General features: G+C 68.8%; 19 protein-coding genes. 12 read left to right on the forward strand and 7 right to left on the reverse strand.

The features are described 5' to 3' along the window. Position 1: 1 nt before the first annotated feature. From mftB2 to B4589_RS15830, 3 genes are read left to right on the forward strand one after another with little or no spacing between them, the layout of a single operon-like run. Positions 2-244 carry a mycofactocin biosynthesis chaperone MftB2 gene (mftB2, locus tag B4589_RS15820; RefSeq protein ID WP_079232159.1) on the forward strand — a complete coding sequence of 81 codons (243 nt, stop codon included), beginning with the start codon at positions 2-4 and terminating at the stop codon, positions 242-244. After that, positions 234-1,193, forward strand: a complete 960-nt coding sequence (gene mftC, locus B4589_RS15825; RefSeq protein ID WP_079232158.1) for a mycofactocin radical SAM maturase — start codon at positions 234-236, stop codon at positions 1,191-1,193. Before mftB2 ends, mftC begins: the two co-directional genes overlap by 11 nt. 4 nt (positions 1,194-1,197) lie before the next feature. Beyond that, entirely contained in the window at positions 1,198-2,742 is a 1,545-nt protein-coding gene (locus B4589_RS15830; RefSeq protein WP_158081109.1) for a glycosyltransferase, read from the forward strand. Here B4589_RS15830 and B4589_RS15835 read toward each other — a convergent pair. The 6 genes from B4589_RS15835 to B4589_RS15860 all read right to left on the reverse strand — a co-directional run bounded on the left by B4589_RS15835 (position 2,739) and on the right by B4589_RS15860 (position 8,971). Continuing rightward, positions 2,739-3,596 carry an electron transfer flavoprotein alpha/beta- subunit gene (locus B4589_RS15835; protein ID WP_079232156.1) on the reverse strand — a complete coding sequence of 286 codons (858 nt, stop codon included), beginning with the start codon at positions 3,594-3,596 and terminating at the stop codon, positions 2,739-2,741. The genes B4589_RS15830 and B4589_RS15835 overlap by 4 nt on opposite strands. Next, entirely contained in the window at positions 3,593-4,372 is a 780-nt protein-coding gene (locus tag B4589_RS15840) for an SDR family NAD(P)-dependent oxidoreductase (RefSeq protein ID WP_079232155.1), read from the reverse strand. The genes B4589_RS15835 and B4589_RS15840 overlap by 4 nt, the downstream gene beginning before the upstream one ends. A 2-nt stretch (positions 4,373-4,374) precedes the next feature. Next, entirely contained in the window at positions 4,375-4,665 is a 291-nt protein-coding gene (locus B4589_RS15845; RefSeq protein ID WP_079232154.1) for a ferredoxin family protein, read from the reverse strand. Positions 4,666-4,747: 82 nt separating this feature from the next. Next, positions 4,748-6,061, reverse strand: coding sequence for an FAD-dependent oxidoreductase (locus B4589_RS15850; RefSeq protein WP_079232153.1), 1,314 nt, complete (start codon positions 6,059-6,061; stop codon positions 4,748-4,750). Next, the gene (locus B4589_RS15855) at positions 6,058-7,056 is read right to left on the reverse strand and encodes an electron transfer flavoprotein subunit alpha/FixB family protein (protein WP_079232152.1); all 999 of its coding nucleotides are present in this window, start codon (positions 7,054-7,056) and stop codon (positions 6,058-6,060) included. Before B4589_RS15855 ends, B4589_RS15850 begins: the two co-directional genes overlap by 4 nt. A 16-nt stretch (positions 7,057-7,072) precedes the next feature. Further along, positions 7,073-8,971, reverse strand: coding sequence for an FAD-dependent oxidoreductase (locus tag B4589_RS15860; RefSeq protein WP_255246157.1), 1,899 nt, complete (start codon positions 8,969-8,971; stop codon positions 7,073-7,075). A 150-nt stretch (positions 8,972-9,121) separates the two neighbouring features. On the opposite strand from B4589_RS15860, the gene B4589_RS15865 reads away from it, so the two are divergent. The 7 genes from B4589_RS15865 (at position 9,122) to B4589_RS15895 (ending at position 16,622) form a co-directional block, all read left to right on the forward strand. Next, positions 9,122-11,110 carry a VWA domain-containing protein gene (locus tag B4589_RS15865; protein WP_079232150.1) on the forward strand — a complete coding sequence of 663 codons (1,989 nt, stop codon included), beginning with the start codon at positions 9,122-9,124 and terminating at the stop codon, positions 11,108-11,110. After that, on the forward strand, positions 11,107-12,246 hold the full coding sequence (locus B4589_RS15870; RefSeq protein WP_255246158.1) for an ATP-binding protein: 1,140 nt from the start codon (positions 11,107-11,109) through the stop codon (positions 12,244-12,246). The genes B4589_RS15865 and B4589_RS15870 overlap by 4 nt, the downstream gene beginning before the upstream one ends. 188 nt (positions 12,247-12,434) lie before the next feature. Next, complete coding sequence (locus B4589_RS15875; RefSeq protein ID WP_079232149.1) at positions 12,435-13,256, forward strand: mycofactocin-coupled SDR family oxidoreductase; 822 nt, start codon at positions 12,435-12,437, stop codon at positions 13,254-13,256. 33 nt (positions 13,257-13,289) lie between these two features. Next, positions 13,290-14,111: a mycofactocin-coupled SDR family oxidoreductase gene (locus tag B4589_RS15880; RefSeq protein WP_079232148.1), complete on the forward strand. Its 822-nt coding sequence runs from the start codon at positions 13,290-13,292 to the stop codon at positions 14,109-14,111. Between the two features lie 13 nt (positions 14,112-14,124). Then, a complete protein-coding gene (locus B4589_RS15885; RefSeq protein ID WP_079232147.1) occupies positions 14,125-14,946 on the forward strand; it encodes a mycofactocin-coupled SDR family oxidoreductase in 822 nt (273 codons plus the stop codon). Positions 14,947-14,948: 2 nt separating this feature from the next. Beyond that, positions 14,949-15,770, forward strand: coding sequence for a mycofactocin-coupled SDR family oxidoreductase (locus B4589_RS15890; protein ID WP_079232146.1), 822 nt, complete (start codon positions 14,949-14,951; stop codon positions 15,768-15,770). A gap of 30 nt (positions 15,771-15,800) precedes the next feature. Continuing rightward, positions 15,801-16,622, forward strand: coding sequence for a mycofactocin-coupled SDR family oxidoreductase (locus B4589_RS15895; RefSeq protein ID WP_079232145.1), 822 nt, complete (start codon positions 15,801-15,803; stop codon positions 16,620-16,622). 41 nt (positions 16,623-16,663) lie between these two features. On the opposite strand, the gene B4589_RS15900 is transcribed toward B4589_RS15895, so the two are convergent. Then, positions 16,664-16,945: a hypothetical protein gene (locus B4589_RS15900; RefSeq protein WP_079232144.1), complete on the reverse strand. Its 282-nt coding sequence runs from the start codon at positions 16,943-16,945 to the stop codon at positions 16,664-16,666. A gap of 86 nt (positions 16,946-17,031) precedes the next feature. Here B4589_RS15900 and B4589_RS15905 point away from each other — a divergent pair, with 86 nt between their 5' ends. Together B4589_RS15905 and B4589_RS15910 are read left to right on the forward strand one after the other, a co-directional pair. Beyond that, positions 17,032-17,850, forward strand: coding sequence for a mycofactocin-coupled SDR family oxidoreductase (locus B4589_RS15905; RefSeq protein ID WP_079232143.1), 819 nt, complete (start codon positions 17,032-17,034; stop codon positions 17,848-17,850). Positions 17,851-17,852: 2 nt separating this feature from the next. Continuing rightward, positions 17,853-18,674, forward strand: a complete 822-nt coding sequence (locus tag B4589_RS15910; protein WP_079232142.1) for an SDR family oxidoreductase — start codon at positions 17,853-17,855, stop codon at positions 18,672-18,674.

Raw genomic sequence — 18,674 nt, forward strand, 5'->3', positions numbered from 1 at the left:
GATGGCGCCCGTCGCCAGACCCGACCACGTCAAGTTCCGCCGCGAGGCCGAGGGAGGACTGGTGTACGACCACGAGAACTACGGGTACGAGGACGCGTCGATGTACGAAGTGAGCGACACCGTCATCGACGTGCTCGAGTTCGTCGACGGCGAGCGGCGGCCGCGCGACGCCGTCGAGCGCGAGTTCTCGCCGGCTGTCGTCGCAACCCTCATCGACCGCGGGGTGCTCGCGGATGTCGAGTGAGCCGCTCTCGGCGCCGGTCACCATCACCTGGGAGGTGACGCTGGGCTGTAACCTCCACTGCGATCACTGTCTCTCCGGGAGCGGCCCGGGCCACCAGCTCCCGAACGAGCTCACGACCGAACAGGCCCACGAGTTCATCGCCGAGCTCGACGAGATGGACGTGTTCCAGGTCAACATCGGCGGCGGCGAGCCGTTCGTCCGCCCCGACATGCTGGAACTGCTCGAGGAGCTCACCGACCGGAACATCTCGACGTGTGTGAGCACGAACGGCACCCAGCTCGACGAGGCCACCCTCGACCGGATCGAGGCGATGGACCCCCTGTTCCTGCAGGTGAGCATGGACGGGCTGCAGGCCGAGAACGACGCGATCCGCGGCGAGGGCGTGTACGAGCAGGTCGTCGACGCGCTCGAACGGCTGGAGGACCGCGACATCGGGACGACCGTCAACACCGTGGTCACCCGGCAGAACGTCGAAGACCTGCCCGAGATCTACGAGCTCGCCGAGGCCCACGGCGCCGGCCTGCGGCTGAACCGCTTCCGCCCCAGCGGCCGCGGCGAGGACACGTGGGACGAGTTCCGCCTCACGGAGGAGGGGATCCGCTGGCTCCACGGCTGGATCGAGGACCACCCCGACGTGCGGACGGGTGACTCCTTCTTCTACCTCAACGCGCTGGGCGAGGTGCGCAACAACACGCTCAAGCAGTGCGGTGCGGGCTCGATGACCTGCCTGGTCGACCCCGCGGGCGACGTGTTCCCGTGTGCGTTCACGCAGTGGGACCACCTCGCCTCGGGCAACGTCGTCGAGGACGGGTTCCAGACCGCCTGGGACGAGATCGCGAACCTCCGCAGCCAGATCGACGACCACGAGGGCTGTCCCGCGGTCGCGATGGGGAGCGCCGACCCCGATGGCGAAGACCCCCAGCTGCGGGCGATCCTCTCGGGCGACTGAGCCCGTGTCGACCCCCGCCGCCGCTTCTCCCGACCGAACCGGCGAGCGAGCCGGCAGCGCGGGCGAGTACCGCCGCCGCGACAGCGTCACGGTCGTTGACAACGTGGTGGTCTCACGACAGCCGCTGACTGCGACACGGCTCAACGACGCCGCCGTGGCGCTCGTCGAGGCGCTCCCGACGGGCCAGTTCCGCGCTCCCGAGCGCGTCGCCGCGGAGACGGGCCACGAGCTCGACACCGTCGAACGACTGTTCGAACGGCTCGCCACCCGTGACTTCCTCGAGTGGCGACCGTCGCGTGACCCCGAGCACCGGCCGCCGGTGTCGGTCGTCGTCACGGTCCGAAACGATCGCGAAAACCTCGCCCACTGTCTCGACGCGCTGGCCGAACTGGACTACCCCGACTCCGAGGTAGTCGTCGTCGACGACGGCTCGACCGACGGGACGCGGGAACTGGTCGAGAGCCGTGAGGGGGCCGGCGACGAGGTCCGACTCGTTCGCGTCGGTGCCCCGGACGACCCGATCGGTATCGGCGCCGCACGGAACCGCGGCGTCGACGCGGCGCGCCACGACGTGATCGCGTTCACCGACGCCGACTGCCGACCGCGGCCCCGGTGGCTCGCCGATCTCGTCCCGTGTCTCGCGGTCGCGGATCTCGTGGGGGGTCGCGTCCGGCCGGCCGGCGAGGGCGCGGCGAGCGCCTACGAGGGGGTGAACTCCTCGCTCGATATGGGGGCGTACGCCACCCGTGTCGACCCCACCGGACGGACGCCGTACCTCCCGACCGCGAACCTCGTCGGCCGTCGTGCCGTGTTCGAGACGGTACGGTTCCCCGAACGAAACGTCGCCGAGGACGTGGCCGTCTGCTGGGGTGCGCTCGACGCCGGGTACGCGGTGGTGTACACGCCGCGCGGCGTGGTGGAACACGCCTACCGTGACGCCCCCCGAGCGTTCGCCGCCCGACGGGGGGCCTACGGCGCGTCGGAGGCACTGCTGGCGAGCGAGCACGACCGCGAGGACGGCAGCGTCGGCGTCCCGGTCGTCGCGCTGTTGGTCGCCGTCCTCGCAGTGGTCGGCGTCGTCGGCACGGGTACAGTCGCGACTGGCGCGGTCGCGCTCGGCGTGGCCGTACTCGTGGGGACCGCCGGCCTTCGAGGCTGGCGCGGCTGGCGGCGTGCCCGGCGGCTCGCCCCTGCGGTCACGACGAGCGACCTCGCCGCGAGCTGGGCCCGCACTCGACTCTCGTCGGCGTACGCGCTCTCACGGGAGGTGACACGGTACTACTCGCTCCCCGGCGCGGGGCTCGCGGTGGGCTGCTGGCTGGTCGGCCCGGCGTGGGTCGGTTCGGCTGTCGCAGCCGCGCTCGTCGGCGCGGTCGGCCTCCCGGCGGTCGTCGAGTACCACGTCCACGCGCCGGCGACGTCCCGGTTCGCCTACGCGGGCTACTACCTCGCGGACCACCTCGGCTACCAGCTCGGCGTCTACCGGGGCGCACTCGCCCACGGGACGGTCGCCCACCTCCGGCCGAGCGCGCGGTTCCGGCTCACCTAGAGCAGCCCGTTCCGCCGGAGGTAGTCGACGACCTGCTCGGCCGCCTCCTCGGGCGGGGCGTCGATGCGCTCGCCGGCGCTGGAGCCCTCGTCGGTGCCGCGGCCGAGCATCCGGTAGATTCGCTGTTCGACGGTGCCGGTTCTGGGCGGGCGGCCGCGCCCCCAGCGCTCGTTCGGGGTCACGTCCTCCACCGTTGCCGCGCCGACGCTCATCGAGAACCGGGACTCCCCGGGCGCGACGTCCTCGAGCGGTGCCGTCTCGATCTCGGCCCGCTGGCCGGCGACGACCGTCGAGAGCGGCGCGCGGTCGGGGTCGGTGTAGCCGACGTCGATCCCCAGCACCGTCGGCGACTCGACGACGACCGCCTCCTGCCGGCCGATCGCCAGCTTCCGCTGGACGGCGATCTCACCCTGATCGACCGAGAGTTCGGCGTCGATCTCCGGTGTGCCGAGCCCCGTCACCCGCGTCGCGGTTGGCCAGTCCAGCTGCTCGCCCACCAGCGTCGCGATCTCGGCGCCCGCGAACGAGGACGACTGCCCCACGACGACGACGTCCGGCGACTCGCGGGCAGCGACGCGTGCCAGCACGGTCGCGTACTTGTCGCCGGCGGCCTCCTCGATCGGGTCGTACGCCACGTGGAGCCCGGCGTCGGCGCCGCCTTCGAGCGCCGTCCGAACACAGCGCTTCGCCGGGTCGCCGCCGATGCCGACCGCCGTCACGTCCTCGGCAAGGTCGCGGGCGGCCGCCAGCGCGACGCGGTCGTCGATGCTGAGCTGGGGGCGGTACGGCTCCGCGTTCCCGTCGTCGTCGACGACCCGGTGGGGTTCGGGGCGTGCCGTGACGAGCGCCTTCATCGGGCGGTGTACCCCCCGTCGACCGGGATCGTCGCCCCGGTGACGAACGCCGCGTCGTCGGACGCGAGGAACGCGATCGCGCGGCCGATATCCTCGGGGTCGGCGATCCCCAGCGGCGTTTCCTCGATCATCGACGCCATCGTGTCGGGGACGTCGCCGTCTCCCGCTGACTCCATGGCGGCTTCGAGCATCGGCGTCTCGACGATGCCGGGGCAGACGGTGTTCGCACGGATCTCGGGCGCGTACTCGACGGCGATCGAGCGGGTCAGCGAGACGAGCGCGCCCTTCGTCGCCGTGTAGATGTCCATCCCGGGCTCCGCGATCAGCGCGGCGATGGAGGCGTTGTTGACCACGACGCCGGTCCCGTCGCCGGTGTCGAGCATCGCGGGGATCGCGTGCTTGGCGGCGTACATCGGCCCCTTGAGGTTCACGCCGGTCAGGAACTCGTAGGCGTCGTCGTCGAACTCCGTGATCCGGCTGTCGGCCTCCCGTGAGGCGACGGCGGCGTTGTTGACGAGCACGTCGACGCTGTCGAACGTCGTTTCGGCGTGCTCGACCATCGCCGCGACGGCGTCCTCGTCGCTCACGTCGGTCTCGACGAACGAGGCGTCGCCGCCGTCCTCGGCAGTTATCGAGTCGGCAACCGCTTCACCCTCCTCGACGGAGAGATCCGCGACGACGACGTCCGCGCCGCGCTCGGCGAGCACGCGACACGTCGCCGCGCCGATCCCGCTCGCGCCGCCGGTCACGATCGCTGTCTGGTCGTCGAGGTTCATGGTCAGCCGAAGTCGAACTCGACGCCCTTGCCGCCCTCTGCCTTCGACCACGAGACGGCCCCCTTCTCGGGGTCGTTCGCACAGAACACCATACAGGCGCCACACTCCACGCACGGCTCGTACGCGAAGTAGATGCCGCCCTCCTGGTCCTCCTGGTAGTCGAAGCACTCCGCGGGACAGAGATGCAGACAGGGTTTGTCCTCGCAGGTGATACACTGCTCGTTGTCGACGGTGATGTGGGCGTCCTCGCTGACGTCCCACTCGACCGTCTCCAGGTCGTCCTGAACGCTCATCGGTCTGTGCCTCCGCCGGCCACGTGTGGTGTGTGTGAACTCATAGCTCTGTGTTCGTGTCGATCGGTATTGCTCTTTGGGGTCACAGCGACCTGAGCCCCCGGTAGCCGTCCTTGAGCAGGTCGAGGAACCCGGCGTCGCTCCGCCGGAACGCGCGGTACGCCTGCCGCCACGTCAGCCCGGACGCGTCGGTCTCCGCGGAGTACATCCCCCGGAGCGTCTCGGTCGCGATGCCCGGGTACGCGCCGTACATCCGCTCGTTCTTCAGGAACTTCGGCAGGTGGCGGTGCTGCTTCATATCCTGGAGGACGTACGACGCCTCCAGTCGGTCGTCGTACCGCCGGCCGAACGCATCCCAGTTCCCGTCCTCGGCACACTGCATCGCGGCCTCGGCGGCGACGAGCCCGCTCTTGATCCCGTAGTCGAGGCCGCGGAACGTGTACCCCTTGTTGAGGACGAGCCCCGCGGCGTCGCCGACGAGCGCGACCCGCCGGTCGTGGCGGTCGGGGAGCGTGTCGTAGGAGTGCTCTGGCACGAGGATCCCCTGATACTCCTCGACGGCGTCACCCTGCACGTAGGGGCGGACGGTGTCCAGCTCCATGAACTCCTCAAGCAGCGAGTACAGCGGGGTGCCGGTGTCGCCGTACCCCTCGTCGCCCAGCCACCGGAGCGTCTCGAGGCCGCCGACCGCGCCGACGGAGATGTACTCCTCGAACGTGTAGAGGAAGTAGCCGATCGTCGGCGCGCCCTCGGGGAACCCCGTGTAGATGTACGCGGCGCCCTCGTCGCTGTCGAGGTTGAACCGCTGGTCGATCGTCTCCCGGCCCACGTCGATCACTTTCTTGACCGACAGTGCCATGTCCTCGTTGCGCATCGTGCGCTGGATCCCCGTCTTCCGACCGACGGTCGTGTTCACGCCGTCGGCGCCGATCACGGCGTCGCAGGCGATGTCGCCGTTCTCGCGGTCGGTGTGGACCACCGCGCGGTCGGCCTCCTGTGTCACGTCCTGGACCGTCGTCTCGGAGACGAACGTCACGCCCCGTTCGACCGCGCGGTCGACGAACCACCGGTCGAACTTCCCGAGCATCAGCGTGTAGTTGGGCTCCTCCCGGAGCTCGAGGTCGCGGTAGCCGATGGAGACCTCCGCGTCGCCGTGGAGCAGTTTGATGTTGTGCTCGACGACGTGGCGTTCCAGCGGCGCCTCCTCGGGGAACTCCGGCACGAGGTCGTCCAGGATGCTGCCGTAGAGCACGCCGCCGGTGACGTTTTTCATCCCGGCCTGTTTGGCGCGCTCGACCAGCGCCACCTCGAACCCCTCGTCGGCGAGCTTGTAGGCGGCGGCGACGCCGGCCCGCCCGGCGCCGACGACCACCACGTCGACGGAGACGTCGGTCATTCGGCCACCTCCTCGGCCGCCGCGGACTCGTCGTCCGCTCTCGCTTGCCGGATCGCCTCGGCCAGCGCGGGCCCGTACTCGTAGGCGTCGCCGACGATCCCGATGTCGGCGAAGTTGAAGATCCGCGCTTCGGGATCGGAGTTGATCGGGATCAGGTGGTCCGCGTTCACCGAGCGCATGTGGTAGGAGTCGCCCGAGATCGCACAGGGGACGTACAGCTCCACGTCGATCTCCTTCCCCGTCACGCCGATCTGGCGGTCGTAGGCCACCCAGCCCTCGTCGGAGGGCGGGCGCGACGCCCCCACCGCGGCGCCGAACGCGTCCGCGAGCTCCTCGATCAGGTCGAACCCGTCAGCGCCGCCGAGTCCGAACCCGCCGGCGACGATGCGCCGCGCCTTCGCGAGGTCGGCCTCGGGCACCTCGAACGTCTCGACGTGCCGGATGCGGTCGTCGTCGGCCACGTCGACCGCGACGGTGCGTTCGGTCGGCTCGCCCTCTGGGGGCTGATCGGGCGTCCCGAGCGCCTCGGTGTTGAGCGTCACGACGGGGGGCTCCCGCTCGAAATCGAGTTCGGCGTACGCGCGACCGCCGTAGGCGGGCCGGCCGGCGCGCAGTTCACCGTCCCGCACACGCAGCAGGCAGTCGGTGACGCAGGCGCCCCGCCGCTGCCGCGCCGTCGCCGCCGCGAGGTCGGCACCGTCCGCGGTGTCGGGCAGCAGGACGGCCCGTGCGTCGTCGGTCAGTTCCGCGAGCGCCCGTGAGCGGGCACGGATGCCCGCCGCGCCCGACGTGAACGTCCCGTTCTCCCGTGTCACGTGCAGCACCTCGTCGGGAGCCCCCGCTGTGGCTTCCGCCGGCGTGACGAGGCCGTCGAACGCGACGGCGACGACGGTGGGTGGTTCCGCACCGGCGTCGCCGAGCGCCTCGGCGAGTCGGTGGGCTTCGTCCAGCAGCGCAGCGTCGTCGGCGTCGGGCACGGCCACGATCTGCGTCATCGGTCACACCTCACAGTCATGCGGATAGCTCCCGGGCGAGCAGCTCGCCGTCGTAGATGGCTTTGTCGATCAGTCGCGGCGCGACGCAGTCGCCGACACGGTGGACCGCGTCGGCCGCGAACCCCTGTTCCTCCAGCGCGTCGGCGAGGCCGGTCCGAGCCTCCCGGCGTTCCGCAACCACGAGCGAGTCGGCAGCGACAGTGTGCACGTCCTCGGAGTAGACGTTGAGCAGCTGGGCGGTGTTGCCCTCGAACCCGATGACGGTGACGTGCGTCTCGATGTCGACGCCGTGTTCGTACAGCGTCTCGAGGAACGGCGGGACGTTCGTCCCCTCCAGCTGGTCGCCCGGGTGGTAGGAGGTCGTCACGAACGTCACGTCGTGGTCGGCCGCGAGGTACTCCGCGACGCTGACCCCCGCCGCGTGTTTGTTGTTGTCGAAGACGATCACCGAGTCCCCGACGTCGTCGCCCCGGAGCACGTCCCACGAGCGGTGGACGTCCGGCCCCTGCAGGTCCGGCTGGCTCTCGCTGGCGCCGATGGCGACGACCACGTCGTCCCACGCGTCGGCGTCGACGGCCTCGGGGACGACCTCCGTGTTCGTCTCGACGGTCACGTCGCGGTTCCCGAGCTGGTTCTTCAGGTTCCGCACCGCGTCGCCGAACTCCTGTCGGGAGTCGACCTGTGTCGCGATGTTCGACTGGCCGCCGAGCTGGGCCTCCCGTTCACGGATCGTCACCTGGTGGCCGAGGTCGGCGGCCGTCACGGCGAAGGAGAGCCCCGCGGGCCCGCCGCCGACGACGAGCACGTCCCGTGGCGTCGACGCCGGATCGCGGTCCTCGAGATGGGGGATCTTCGTCTCCCGCCCCGAGCGTGGCGTCTGGATACAGCCGACGTGGCCGTTGGTGTGGATGCCGCCCAGACAGTTCTGGTTGCAGGCGATGCAGTGGGTGACCTCCTCGTCCTCGCCGCGGCGGACCTTCCGGACCGTGTCGGCGTCGCAGATCAGTTGGCGGCACATCCCGACGAAGTCCGCACGGCCCTCCTCCAGCACGTCGTTGGCCTTCGTGAGGTCGTTGATCCGGCCGGCCGCGATGACCGGGATGTCGACCTCCTCCCGCGCGGCGCCGTAGTACTCGGACGTGTAGCCGAGCGGCGCGTGCATCGGCGCGTCGGTGATGTACAGCTTCGAGATCGTGGCGATGTCGGAGTCGATGAAGTCCAGGCTCGGGTGGAGCCGGCGGATGACTTCGACCGCGTAGTCGTAGTCGTAGCCGCCCTCCTCCATCTCGTCCAGCGTGAGCCGGATCCCGACCGGGAACTCCTCGCCCACGCGGTCCCGGATCGCCTCGACGACCTCGTTCACGAGGCGGACACGGTTGTCCAGCGAGCCGCCGTACTCGTCGTCGCGGTTGTTGTACTTCGGCGAGAGGAACTGCCGCAGGATCCCGTCGTGGCCCGCCTTGAGTTCGATCCCGTCGAGGTTCCCCCGTTCGACGTGCTCGGCGGTTTTCGCGAAGCCGAGTTTGATCTCCTCGATGTCCTCGTGCTCCATCCGCTTGGGCATCTCGTAGCCGTACTCCGACGGGACCGCAGACGGCGCCCACGTCTCCCGCATCGCGTGCTCGCCGGTGTCCTCCCCACCGGTGTGCTGGAGCTGGGCGAACACCTTGGTCCCGTGGTCGTGGACGGCGTCGGCGATCATCCGGAGCCGCGGGATCACGTCCGGGTCGTACCCCGAGGCGTACATCGGGTTCGACGCGCTCGGGTGGACGAGCATGCTCGACGGGCCGATGATGAGGCCGACGCCGCCGCGGGCCCGCGCCTCGTAGTAGGCGGCGTCGCGCTCGGTCGGCAGGCCGTCCTCCGCGAACCCCGTCTCGTGGGCGAGGAACACCGTTCGATTCGGGATCGTCACTGACCCGATTCGTCTCGGCGTGAAAAGCATGTCTGGCATAGCTTGTGTGTGGTTCTCTCTCAGGTCTTGTCCGGGCGAGGATAAAGGTGTACCGCCGGTGGTAGGTCCGGAACTTGTTTATAACCATCTGTCCCATTGTGAGACACTGACATGGAGGTATCGTACCCGTTCACCGGGATCGTCGACCAGCAAGCGATGAAGCGTGCGTTACTGATCAACGCCGTCAACCCGGACGTGAGCGGCGTGCTGCTCCGTGGTGAACGCGGGACCGCCAAGTCGACTGCCGTGCGTGCGCTGGCGGAGGTGCTGCCCGAGATCGCGGTCGTCGCGGACTGCCCCTACGGCTGTCCGCCCGCCGACCCCGATCGGATGTGCAGCGACTGCCAGCAGCGCCACGCGGCCGGCGACGACCTCCCGGTCGAACGACGACGGATGCGGGTGGTGGATCTGCCGCTGAACGCCTCGGAGGACCGGGTCGTCGGCAGTATCGACCTCCAGCGAGCCGTCGAGTCGGGGGAAGCGACGTTCGACCCCGGTATCCTGGCGGACGCCAACCGCAACGTGCTCTACGTCGACGAGGTGAACCTGCTCGACGACCACATCGTCGACGTGCTGCTCGACGCGGCGGCGATGGGCGAGAACATCGTCGAACGCGAGGGCGTCTCCTTCCGCCACCCGTCGGAGTTCGTTCTCGTCGGCACGATGAACCCCGAGGAGGGCGGGCTCAGACCCCAACTGCTCGACCGCTTCGACATCGTCGTCGACGTCGGGGCCAGCGACGATCCCGGGGAGCGCGTCGAGATCGCCGAGTGCCGGGAGGCGTTCGACGCCGACCCCGAGGCGTTCCGCGCGGCGTACGCCGACGAACAGCGAGCGCTCCGCGAGCGCCTCCGGGCGGCCCGCGAGCGCCTCGGGAGGGTCGAGATGGCCGAGGACCGACAGCGTGACGCCTCCTACGAGGCGCTCCGGCAGCGCGCCCACGGGATGCGCGCGGACATCGCCGTCTCCCGGATCGCCCGCGCCATCGCCGCACTCGACGGCGAGGACGAAGTGACGGAGTCCAGCGTCGCGGAGGCTCAGTACTTCGCGTTCCCCCACCGCGTGGAGGGGGTCGCCGAGATGACTTTCGGCGAAGCAGCGCTCTCGACCGGCAACGACGAGGACGCCGAGGAGGGCGAGGACGACGACGACGAGTCCGAGGGCGACGACTCGGCCGACCAGCAGGGGGGCGGCATCCCCATCGCCGAGGGCGAGGCGTCCTACACGGTCGACCGGACCGCCATCGACCCGGAGAAGGACCGGACGATGCGGAGCGCGCTCGCGCGACGGACCCCCTCGCGGGTCGACGTGCGCAGCGGGCGGTACGTCCGCTCGCGGATCCGGGAGGACGTCGACGACGTGGCGATCGACGCGACGCTGCGTGCGGCTGCGCCCCACCAGCGACAGCGTGGCGGGGAGGGCGACGAACTGGTGATCGAACCGCGGGACCTCCGGCAGAAGCTCCGCGAGCGGACCGCGCGTGCGCTGGTGGTGTTCGTCGTCGACGCCAGCGGCAGCGTGATGAGCGGCCGGCAGATGATGGAGACCAAACGCGGCCTGCTCTCGCTGATCGAGGACGCCTACCGCGCCCGAAACCGGGTCGCCGTGGTGGTGTTCCGCGGCGAGGGGGCGTTCACGCTGGTCGAACCCACCCGCAACCACCGGCAGGCCCGCGACGCCGTCTCGGGGCTGACCGTCGGCGGGAACACGCCGCTGGCTCACGGGCTGGTCGAGGCGTACCAACTGGTCCAGCGGGAGCAACGCCGCGACCAAGAGCTCTACCCGCTTGTCGTGGTGCTGTCCGACGGGCAGTCGAACGTCGAGTACCGCGAGGACGGCGACGCCAAGGAGGACACGTTCCGCGCCGCGGCGATGTTCGACGACGACGACATCCCGTCGGTGTTCGTCGACACCGGCCACAAGATCGACACGACGCCGGACGAGATCTGGACCGACCGGAAAGCCCGGCGGATGAAGCGGAAACGCCACGAGCGCAACCGCGAGTTCGCGGCGGCGATGGGGGCGGACTACCTGCCGCTGATCGATCTCCCGCGTGACGTGGACCTCGAGGCGCTCGACTGGGAGGAGGGAACGGCATGACCCGACGCGACGGGGACGAGACCGACGACGATCGACCACAATCGATGACGAACCACGACATCACACACGACACGCCGGGAGCCGAGGAGGAACCGCGAGCCGCCGGGACGTTCCCGTTCACGGCCATCGTCGACCAGACCGAGATGAAGCGCGCGCTCGTGCTCAACGCCATCAACCCCGACGTGGGGGGCGTGCTGATCCGGGGCGAGCGCGGCACCGCCAAATCCACCGCCGTCCGTGCGCTGGCGGAGGTGCTGCCCGACATCGAGGCCGTGGCGGACTGCCCGTACGGCTGCCCGCCCGACGACCACGACCGGATGTGTGACGACTGTCGGGAGCGCCACGCGGCCGGCGACGACCTCCCAACCGAGACCCGGTCGATGCGGGTGGTGGACCTGCCGCTGAACGCCTCGGAGGACCGCGTCGTCGGCAGTATCGACCTCGAACGCGCGGTGCAGGCTGGCGAACGACAGTTCGAACCCGGCATCCTCGCGGACGCCAACCGGAACATCCTCTACGTCGACGAGGTGAACCTGCTCGACGACCACATCGTCGACGTATTGCTCGACGCGGCAGCGATGGGGGAGAACATCGTCGAACGCGAAGGCGTCTCCTTCCGCCACCCGTCGGAGTTCATCCTCGTCGGGACGATGAACCCCGAGGAGGGCGACCTCCGCCCGCAGCTGCTGGACCGGTTCGGCCTCGTCGTCGACGTCGAGGGTGTCACGGAGGTGGACGACCGCGTGGAGATCAGCCGCCGCCGCGCCGCGTTCGAGGCCAACCCCGAGGCGTTCCGTGCGGAGTACGCCGACGAGCAGGCGGCGCTCCGGGAGGATATCGCTGCTGCCCGGACGCGGCTCGACGGCGTGGCGCTCGGCGACGACGTCGCCCGGCTGATCGCCGGCATGAACATCGAACTCGACGTCGACGGCCACCGTGGCGACATCACGCTCCGGCGGGCCGCCCGCACGCTCGCGGCGTTCGAGGGCGACGACGAGGTGACCGCCCGGACCGTCCGCCGCGTCGCCCGGATGGCGCTGGAACACCGCCTCCAGCGCCTCCCGTTCGAGGAGGAGGAACAGGACGTGATGGGCGTCTTCCACGACGTGCGGCGCGAGCTGGGGCTCGAGGACTGAGCCCCGACCGAGACCGATTTTCCGCTGTCGATCTGGTTTCTCAACCACGGGGAGATAATTTATTAAATCTGATAGGTCCCCGAGTATTGATGAGTTGGAGTACACTTATTGTGGATGATAAAACATGGTAATGTGGGAACACACACCGCGTTAGTACATAACGCAGGGTCGTTCCCGGAGACAGACCCATGCCAGAGTACGACTTCACCGGTCAGGTGGCCTTCGTCACGGGGGCTGCACACGGACAGGGGCGCTCACACGCACAACACTACGCGAGACACGGTGCCGACGTCGTCGCCGTCGACATCGCTCACAACAAGGACACGGTGCCGTACGACCTCGGTACGGCCGACGAACTCGACGAAACGGCGAGTCTCGTCGAGGACGAAGGCCAGCGAGCACTCACTGTCGAAGCCGACGTCTCCGACGAAGCCGAAGTCGAGGCCGCCGTCGACGAGGCGCTCGACGAGTTCGGCCGTATCGACATCCTCGCCAACAACGCCGGCATCGAATCGATCGCCGACCTGACGGAGATGGACGAGGCGATGTGGGACGAGCTCGTCGACGTGAATCTCAAGGGGGTATGGCTCTGCTCGAAACACGTCGGACAACACTTCATCGACCGTGGCGACGGGGGAAAAATCGTCTCCACCGCGTCGACCGCCGGGCAGGTCGGCATTCCGAGTAACGGCCACTACGTCGCCGCGAAACACGGCGTCATCGGCCTCACGAAGACGCTCGCGCTCGAACTCGCCGAGTACGACGTCAACGCCAACTGCATCGGGCCGACAGCTGTCGACACCCCGATGGTCGCGGGGATGCTCGAGGGGTACGGCGAGGAGTTCATGAACGAGATGGGCGCCGTAGCGGGGCCGATGAGCGTCTTCCCGGACACGGACATGATCGAACCGAGCGACATCAGCGAGGCGTACATGTGGCTCTCCAGCGACGCCGCACGCTACGTCACCGGCATCTTCCTCCCCGTCGACGCCGGGTTCCTCGCGAAGTAACGCACGACAGATAACAATCAACAACCCAACAACATGGTACAGTACAATTTCGACGGTAAGGTCGCGTTCGTCACTGGCGCCGGTCACGGCCAGGGACGGTCGCACGCACAGCACTACGCGAAACACGGCGCCGACGTCGTCGTCACCGACATCTGCGAGAACATCGAGACCAACCCCTACGACCTCAGCACGTCGGACGAGCTCGAGGAGACGGCGAGCATGGTCGAAGACGAGGGGCAGGAGGCGCTCGCCATCCAGATGGACGTGCGCGAGGAGGACGAAGTCGCCGCGGCCGTCGACGAAGCTATCGACGAGTTCGGCAGGATCGACATCCTCGCGAACAACGCCGGCATCTTCAACGCGGCCGACATGACGGAGATGCCCGAACAGCAGTGGGACGAGATGATCGACACGAACCTCAAAGGCGTGTGGCTCTGTGCCAAACACGTCGGGCAGCACTTCATCGACCGCGGCGACGGCGGCAAGATCGTCTCCACCGCGTCGGCTGCGGGGCTGATCGCGACCCCCTCCGCGGGCCACTACGTCGCGACGAAACACGGTGTGCTCGGCCTGACGAAGACGTTGGCGCTCGAACTCGCGGAGTACGACGTCAACGTCAACGCCGTCTGTCCCACCGGCGTTCAGACGCCGATGATCGCCGGGTTCACCGAGGCCTACGGCGAGGAGCTGATGGACGAGATGGGGGCGCTCACCGGGCCGTGGAGCGTGTTCGAGGACGTGGACATGATCGAGGCGAAGGACGTGAGCGAGGCGTACATGTGGCTCTCCAGCGACGCCGCACGCTACGTTACCGGGATCGGGCTCCCCGTCGACGCAGGGATGACTTCGAAGTAACCGAGACAACACAATGCCAGAGTACGACTTCAGCGGCAAGGTGGCGTTCGTCACCGGCGCCGCACACGGACAGGGGCGATCGCACGCACAACACTACGCGAAACACGGCGCCGACGTCGTCGTCACCGACGTCGGCCACAACCTGGAGTCGGTCCCCTACGACATGGGGACCACGGAGGAACTCCACGAGACGGCCAGCATCGTCGAGGACGAGGGACAGGAGGCGCTGGCCCTCGAAGTGGACGTTCGCGAGGAGGAGCAGGTCGCGTCGGCGGTGGACCAGGCGCTCGAGGAGTTCGGGAGGATCGACATCCTCGCGAACAACGCCGGCATCTGGCCGATGGCGGATCTCGTCGAGATGGACGAGGCGCTGTGGGACGTCGTGATCGACACCGTCCTCAAGGGCGTCTGGCTCTGCAGCAAGCACGTCGGCCAGCACTTCGTCGAGCGCGGCGACGGCGGCAAGATCGTCAACACCTCCTCGACGGCCGGCCTCGTCGGCGCGCCCGGCGCCGGCCACTACGTCGCAGCCAAACACGGCGTTATCGGCCTCACCAAGACGCTGGCGCTCGAACTCGCCGAGTACGACGTCAACGTCAACGCCGTCTGCCCGACAGCGCTGGACAGCCCGGGTATGAACAACTACATCGAGACGTACGGCCCGGAGATGCTCGAGGAGATGGGCGAGCTGACCGGCCCGATGAACGTGTTCGAGCCGGGCGAGATGATCGAGGAGAAAGACATCAGCGAGGCGTACATGTGGCTCTCCAGCGACGCCGCACGCTACGTCACCGGGATCGCACTGCCCGTCGACGCGGGCGCGACAGCCAAGTGACCATGGTCGAGTACGACTTCAGCAACAAGGTGGCGTTCGTCACGGGGGCGGCACACGGACAGGGGCGCTCGCACGCCCAACACTACGCGAAACACGGCGCCGACGTCGTCGTCACCGACATCAGTCGGAACGTGGAGACTGTCCCCTACGACCTCGGGACCAGCGAGGAGCTCGCGGAGACAGCCAGCCTCGTCGAGGACGAGGGGCAGGAGGCGCTGGCGATCGAGATGGACGTTCGCGACGAGAGCGACGTCGAAGCCGCGGTCGAACGCGCCGTCGATCAGTTCGGCAAGATCGACATCCTCGCCAACAACGCCGGCATCGCGTCGATGTCGGACGCAGTGGAGATGGACGAGGCGATGTGGGACGAGATGATCGACACGAACCTGAAAGGCGTCTGGCTGGCCTCGAAACACGTCGGCCAGCACTTCGTCGAACGGGGCGACGGCGGCAAGATCGTCTCGACGGCCTCGACCGCCGGCGCGATCGGGATCCCCGGGCAGGGCCACTACGTCGCCGCGAAACACGGGGTCGTCGGTTTGACGAAGACGCTGGCGCTCGAACTCGCCGAGTACGACGTCAACGTCAACTGTATCGGCCCGACCGGGGTCGACACGCCGATGATCACGGGGGTCAACGAGGCCTACGGCGAGGAGGCGCTCGGGGAGGTGACGGAGCTCACCGGGCCGTGGAACGTTTTCGGCGACGGCGGGATGATCGAGTCGAAGGATATCAGCGAGGCGTACATGTGGCTCTCCAGCGACGCCGCACGCTACGTCACCGGCGTCTATCTTCCAGTCGACGCCGGGTTCCTCGCGAAGTAAGCTAACCAATCGACGATAACCACTCACTCAATGGTCGAATACGATTTCGACGGTACGGTCGCATTCGTCACTGGCGCCGGTCACGGCCAGGGGCGTTCACACGCACAGCATTACGCGAAACACGGCGCTGACGTCGTCGTCACCGACATCTGCGAGAACGTCGACACCAACCCCTACGACCTCAGCACGCCGGACGAGCTCGAGGAGACGGCGAGTCTCGTCGAGGACGAGGGCCAGGAGGCACTCGCGATCCAGATGGACGTCCGCGAGGAGGACGAGGTCGAAGCGGCTGTCGAGCAAGCAGTCGACCACTTCGGCAAGATCGACGTCCTCGCGAACAACGCCGGCATCTTCAACGCCGCCGACGCGACGGAGATGAGCGAGCAGCAGTGGGACGAGATGATCGACACGAACCTCAAAGGCGTGTGGCTCTGTGCCAAACACGTCGGGCAGCACTTCATCGACCGCGGCGACGGCGGCAAGATCATCTCCACGGCGTCGACGGCCGCGTTCACCGCGTCGCCGGGGAACGGCCACTACGTGGCCGCCAAGCACGGCGTTCGCGGGCTGACGAAGACGCTCGCGCTCGAACTCGCGGAGTACGACGTCAACGTCAACGCCGTCGCCCCGACGGGGATGGACACGCCGATGATTTCGGGGTACGTCGAGGCGTACGGCGAGGAGCTCCTCGAGGAGACGATGGCGATGACCGGACCGGCGAACGTGTTCGACGAGGGGGAGATGCTCCAACCCAAGGAGATCAGCGAGGCGTACATGTGGCTCTCCAGCGACGCCGCCAGCTACGTCACCGGGACGACGCTGAAAGTCGACGCGGGGATGACCGCGAAGTAGCTGCGACCGACTCGGGTGCCCTCGCGGGGCACCCCCGAGCGCTACTCTCCCCAGTACGACGCCAGCCCGACAGCCATCGCCGTCCCAGTTACGAACGCGACCGCGAGCGTGGTCGGTTCGACAGCGTCGCGATACACCCACGCCAGCGACCCCGCGACGAGGACGTTGATGCTCCCCCAGACCGCGTTCGCTACGGCGCTCGACTCCGGCCCCAACGGCGTCATGTGCCGTTCCCCGGTGACGCCTTTCACGAAGTGGGGCACCGCGTTCGCCCCGAACAGGCCGATGACCGCGAACACCACGAGTTCGACAGGGGTTGCCATACCCCTCGTGTAGAAACGTTTAGTAATAGTTCTGGCGTCGGACCCACCACAAGCTAAATCGTGTCGCAGGACGAACACCACCAATCGTGCCCGAATACGCGTTCGACGGCCAGGTCGCGTTCGTCACCGGCGCCGGCCGAGGCCAGGGCCGCTCCCACGCCCGGCAGTACGCGAAACACGGCGCCGACGTGGTGGTCGTCGACGGGCCAAAGGGGATCGAGACCAGTCAGTACCCGCTCGCCTCCGCGGCCCAACTGGACGAGACCGCCAGCCTCGTCGAGGACGAAGGTGGGGACGCGCTCGTCGTGCGTGCCGACGTCCGCCGGGAGTCCGCCGTCGAAGCCGCCGTCGACGAGGCGCTCGACCGGTTCGGCAAGATCGACATCCTCGCCAACAACGCCGGCATCTGGAACGTCGCCGATCTCGTGGCGATGGACGAACAGCGCTGGGACGAGCTCGTCGACACCGTTCTCAAGGGGACGTGGCTCTGCAGCAAGCACGTCGGCCAACAGTTCGTCGAGCGCGGCGATGGCGGCAAGATCGTCTCCACCGCGTCCACGGCGGGGCTCGTCGGCGCCAGGGGCTCGGGCCACTACGCCGCCGCCAAACACGGCGTCGTCGGGCTGACGAAAGCGCTCGCGCTCGAACTCGCGGAGCACGGCGTGAACGTCAACGCGGTCGTCCCGACCGGCGTGGCGACGCCGATGATCGACGGCATCCTCGAGACGATGGGCGACGACGCGCTCACGTCGGTGTCGGACGCCAGTGGATCGATGAACGTACTGGACGACCAGCTGATCGAACCCCGGGACGTGAGCGAGGCGTACATGTGGCTCTCCAGCGACGCCGCCCGCTACGTCACCGGGATCACCCTCCCCGTCGACGCGGGGATGCTCGCGAAATGACCATGGCGCCCGATCACTCCCCCGTCGTCCTGATCACCGGCTGTTCCTCGGGGATCGGTCGCGCGACCGCTCGGCGCTTCCTCGACGCCGGCTGGCGGGTCTGGGCCACCGCTCGGGACCCGACGGACATCACCGATCTCGCCGACGCCGGCTGTCGGACCGCCGCGCTGGACGTGACCGACGGGGGACAGATCGACGCCGTCGTCGAGCGCGTCGTCGCCCGCGACAGCCGGATCGACTGTCTGGTGAACAACGCCGGCTACGGGCAGGCCGGCGCCGTCGAGGAGATCCCTGTGGACCAGCTGCGCGCGCAGTTCGAGGTCAACGTGTTCGGCCCCGTCCGGCTCGCGCAGGCCGTCCTGCCCCACATGCGTGGGGCTGGCAGCGGGCGGATCGTGAACGTCTCCAGCCTGCTCGGTCGGGTCGCCTACCCCACTCGCGGCGCGTACGCCGGATCGAAACACGCGCTCGAAGCACTGAGCGAGTCGCTCCGGGCGGAGACCGCCGGGGTCGGCGTCGACGTCGTGCTGATCGAGCCCGGCGCCGTGCGGACGGGGTTCGAGGACCGGCTCCACGAAACCGAGTCCACGCTCGACGAAGTCGCCGAGTACGGACGCCTCCGTCGGCTCGTGGACCGCGCACAGCGACTCAGTGAACGTCGCGGGATGGCGCCCGAACGGGTCGCCGACGAGATCTACCGCGCCGCGAGCGTCGAGCGGCCGGAGCGCCGCTACGTCGTCGGCTGGGACGCACGGCTCGCGATCCTGGCCGACCGCGTGGTTCCGGCACGGGTGACGGAGTGGCTGTACCGGCGACTCGCCTGA

The organism is Halolamina sp. CBA1230, from assembly GCF_002025255.2.
In the GTDB taxonomy this organism is placed as follows: Archaea; Halobacteriota; Halobacteria; order Halobacteriales; family Haloferacaceae; genus Halolamina.

What these genes read in the sequence shown, in the direction of transcription:
- B4589_RS15840 (WP_079232155.1), bottom strand. Translation starts at nt 4,372, where the DNA reads ATGAACCTCGACGACCAGACAGCGATCGTGACCGGCGGCGCGAGCGGG.
- B4589_RS15890 (WP_079232146.1), top strand. Translation starts at nt 14,949, where the DNA reads ATGGTCGAGTACGACTTCAGCAACAAGGTGGCGTTCGTCACGGGGGCG.
- B4589_RS15900 (WP_079232144.1), bottom strand. Translation starts at nt 16,945, where the DNA reads ATGGCAACCCCTGTCGAACTCGTGGTGTTCGCGGTCATCGGCCTGTTC.
- B4589_RS15865 (WP_079232150.1), top strand. Translation starts at nt 9,122, where the DNA reads ATGGAGGTATCGTACCCGTTCACCGGGATCGTCGACCAGCAAGCGATG.
- mftB2 (WP_079232159.1), top strand. Translation starts at nt 2, where the DNA reads ATGGCGCCCGTCGCCAGACCCGACCACGTCAAGTTCCGCCGCGAGGCC.
- B4589_RS15895 (WP_079232145.1), top strand. Translation starts at nt 15,801, where the DNA reads ATGGTCGAATACGATTTCGACGGTACGGTCGCATTCGTCACTGGCGCC.
- B4589_RS15910 (WP_079232142.1), top strand. Translation starts at nt 17,853, where the DNA reads ATGGCGCCCGATCACTCCCCCGTCGTCCTGATCACCGGCTGTTCCTCG.
- B4589_RS15880 (WP_079232148.1), top strand. Translation starts at nt 13,290, where the DNA reads ATGGTACAGTACAATTTCGACGGTAAGGTCGCGTTCGTCACTGGCGCC.
- mftC (WP_079232158.1), top strand. Translation starts at nt 234, where the DNA reads ATGTCGAGTGAGCCGCTCTCGGCGCCGGTCACCATCACCTGGGAGGTG.
- B4589_RS15845 (WP_079232154.1), bottom strand. Translation starts at nt 4,665, where the DNA reads ATGAGCGTTCAGGACGACCTGGAGACGGTCGAGTGGGACGTCAGCGAG.
- B4589_RS15885 (WP_079232147.1), top strand. Translation starts at nt 14,125, where the DNA reads ATGCCAGAGTACGACTTCAGCGGCAAGGTGGCGTTCGTCACCGGCGCC.
- B4589_RS15875 (WP_079232149.1), top strand. Translation starts at nt 12,435, where the DNA reads ATGCCAGAGTACGACTTCACCGGTCAGGTGGCCTTCGTCACGGGGGCT.
- B4589_RS15855 (WP_079232152.1), bottom strand. Translation starts at nt 7,056, where the DNA reads ATGACGCAGATCGTGGCCGTGCCCGACGCCGACGACGCTGCGCTGCTG.
- B4589_RS15850 (WP_079232153.1), bottom strand. Translation starts at nt 6,061, where the DNA reads ATGACCGACGTCTCCGTCGACGTGGTGGTCGTCGGCGCCGGGCGGGCC.
- B4589_RS15870 (WP_255246158.1), top strand. Translation starts at nt 11,107, where the DNA reads ATGACCCGACGCGACGGGGACGAGACCGACGACGATCGACCACAATCG.
- B4589_RS15835 (WP_079232156.1), bottom strand. Translation starts at nt 3,596, where the DNA reads ATGAAGGCGCTCGTCACGGCACGCCCCGAACCCCACCGGGTCGTCGAC.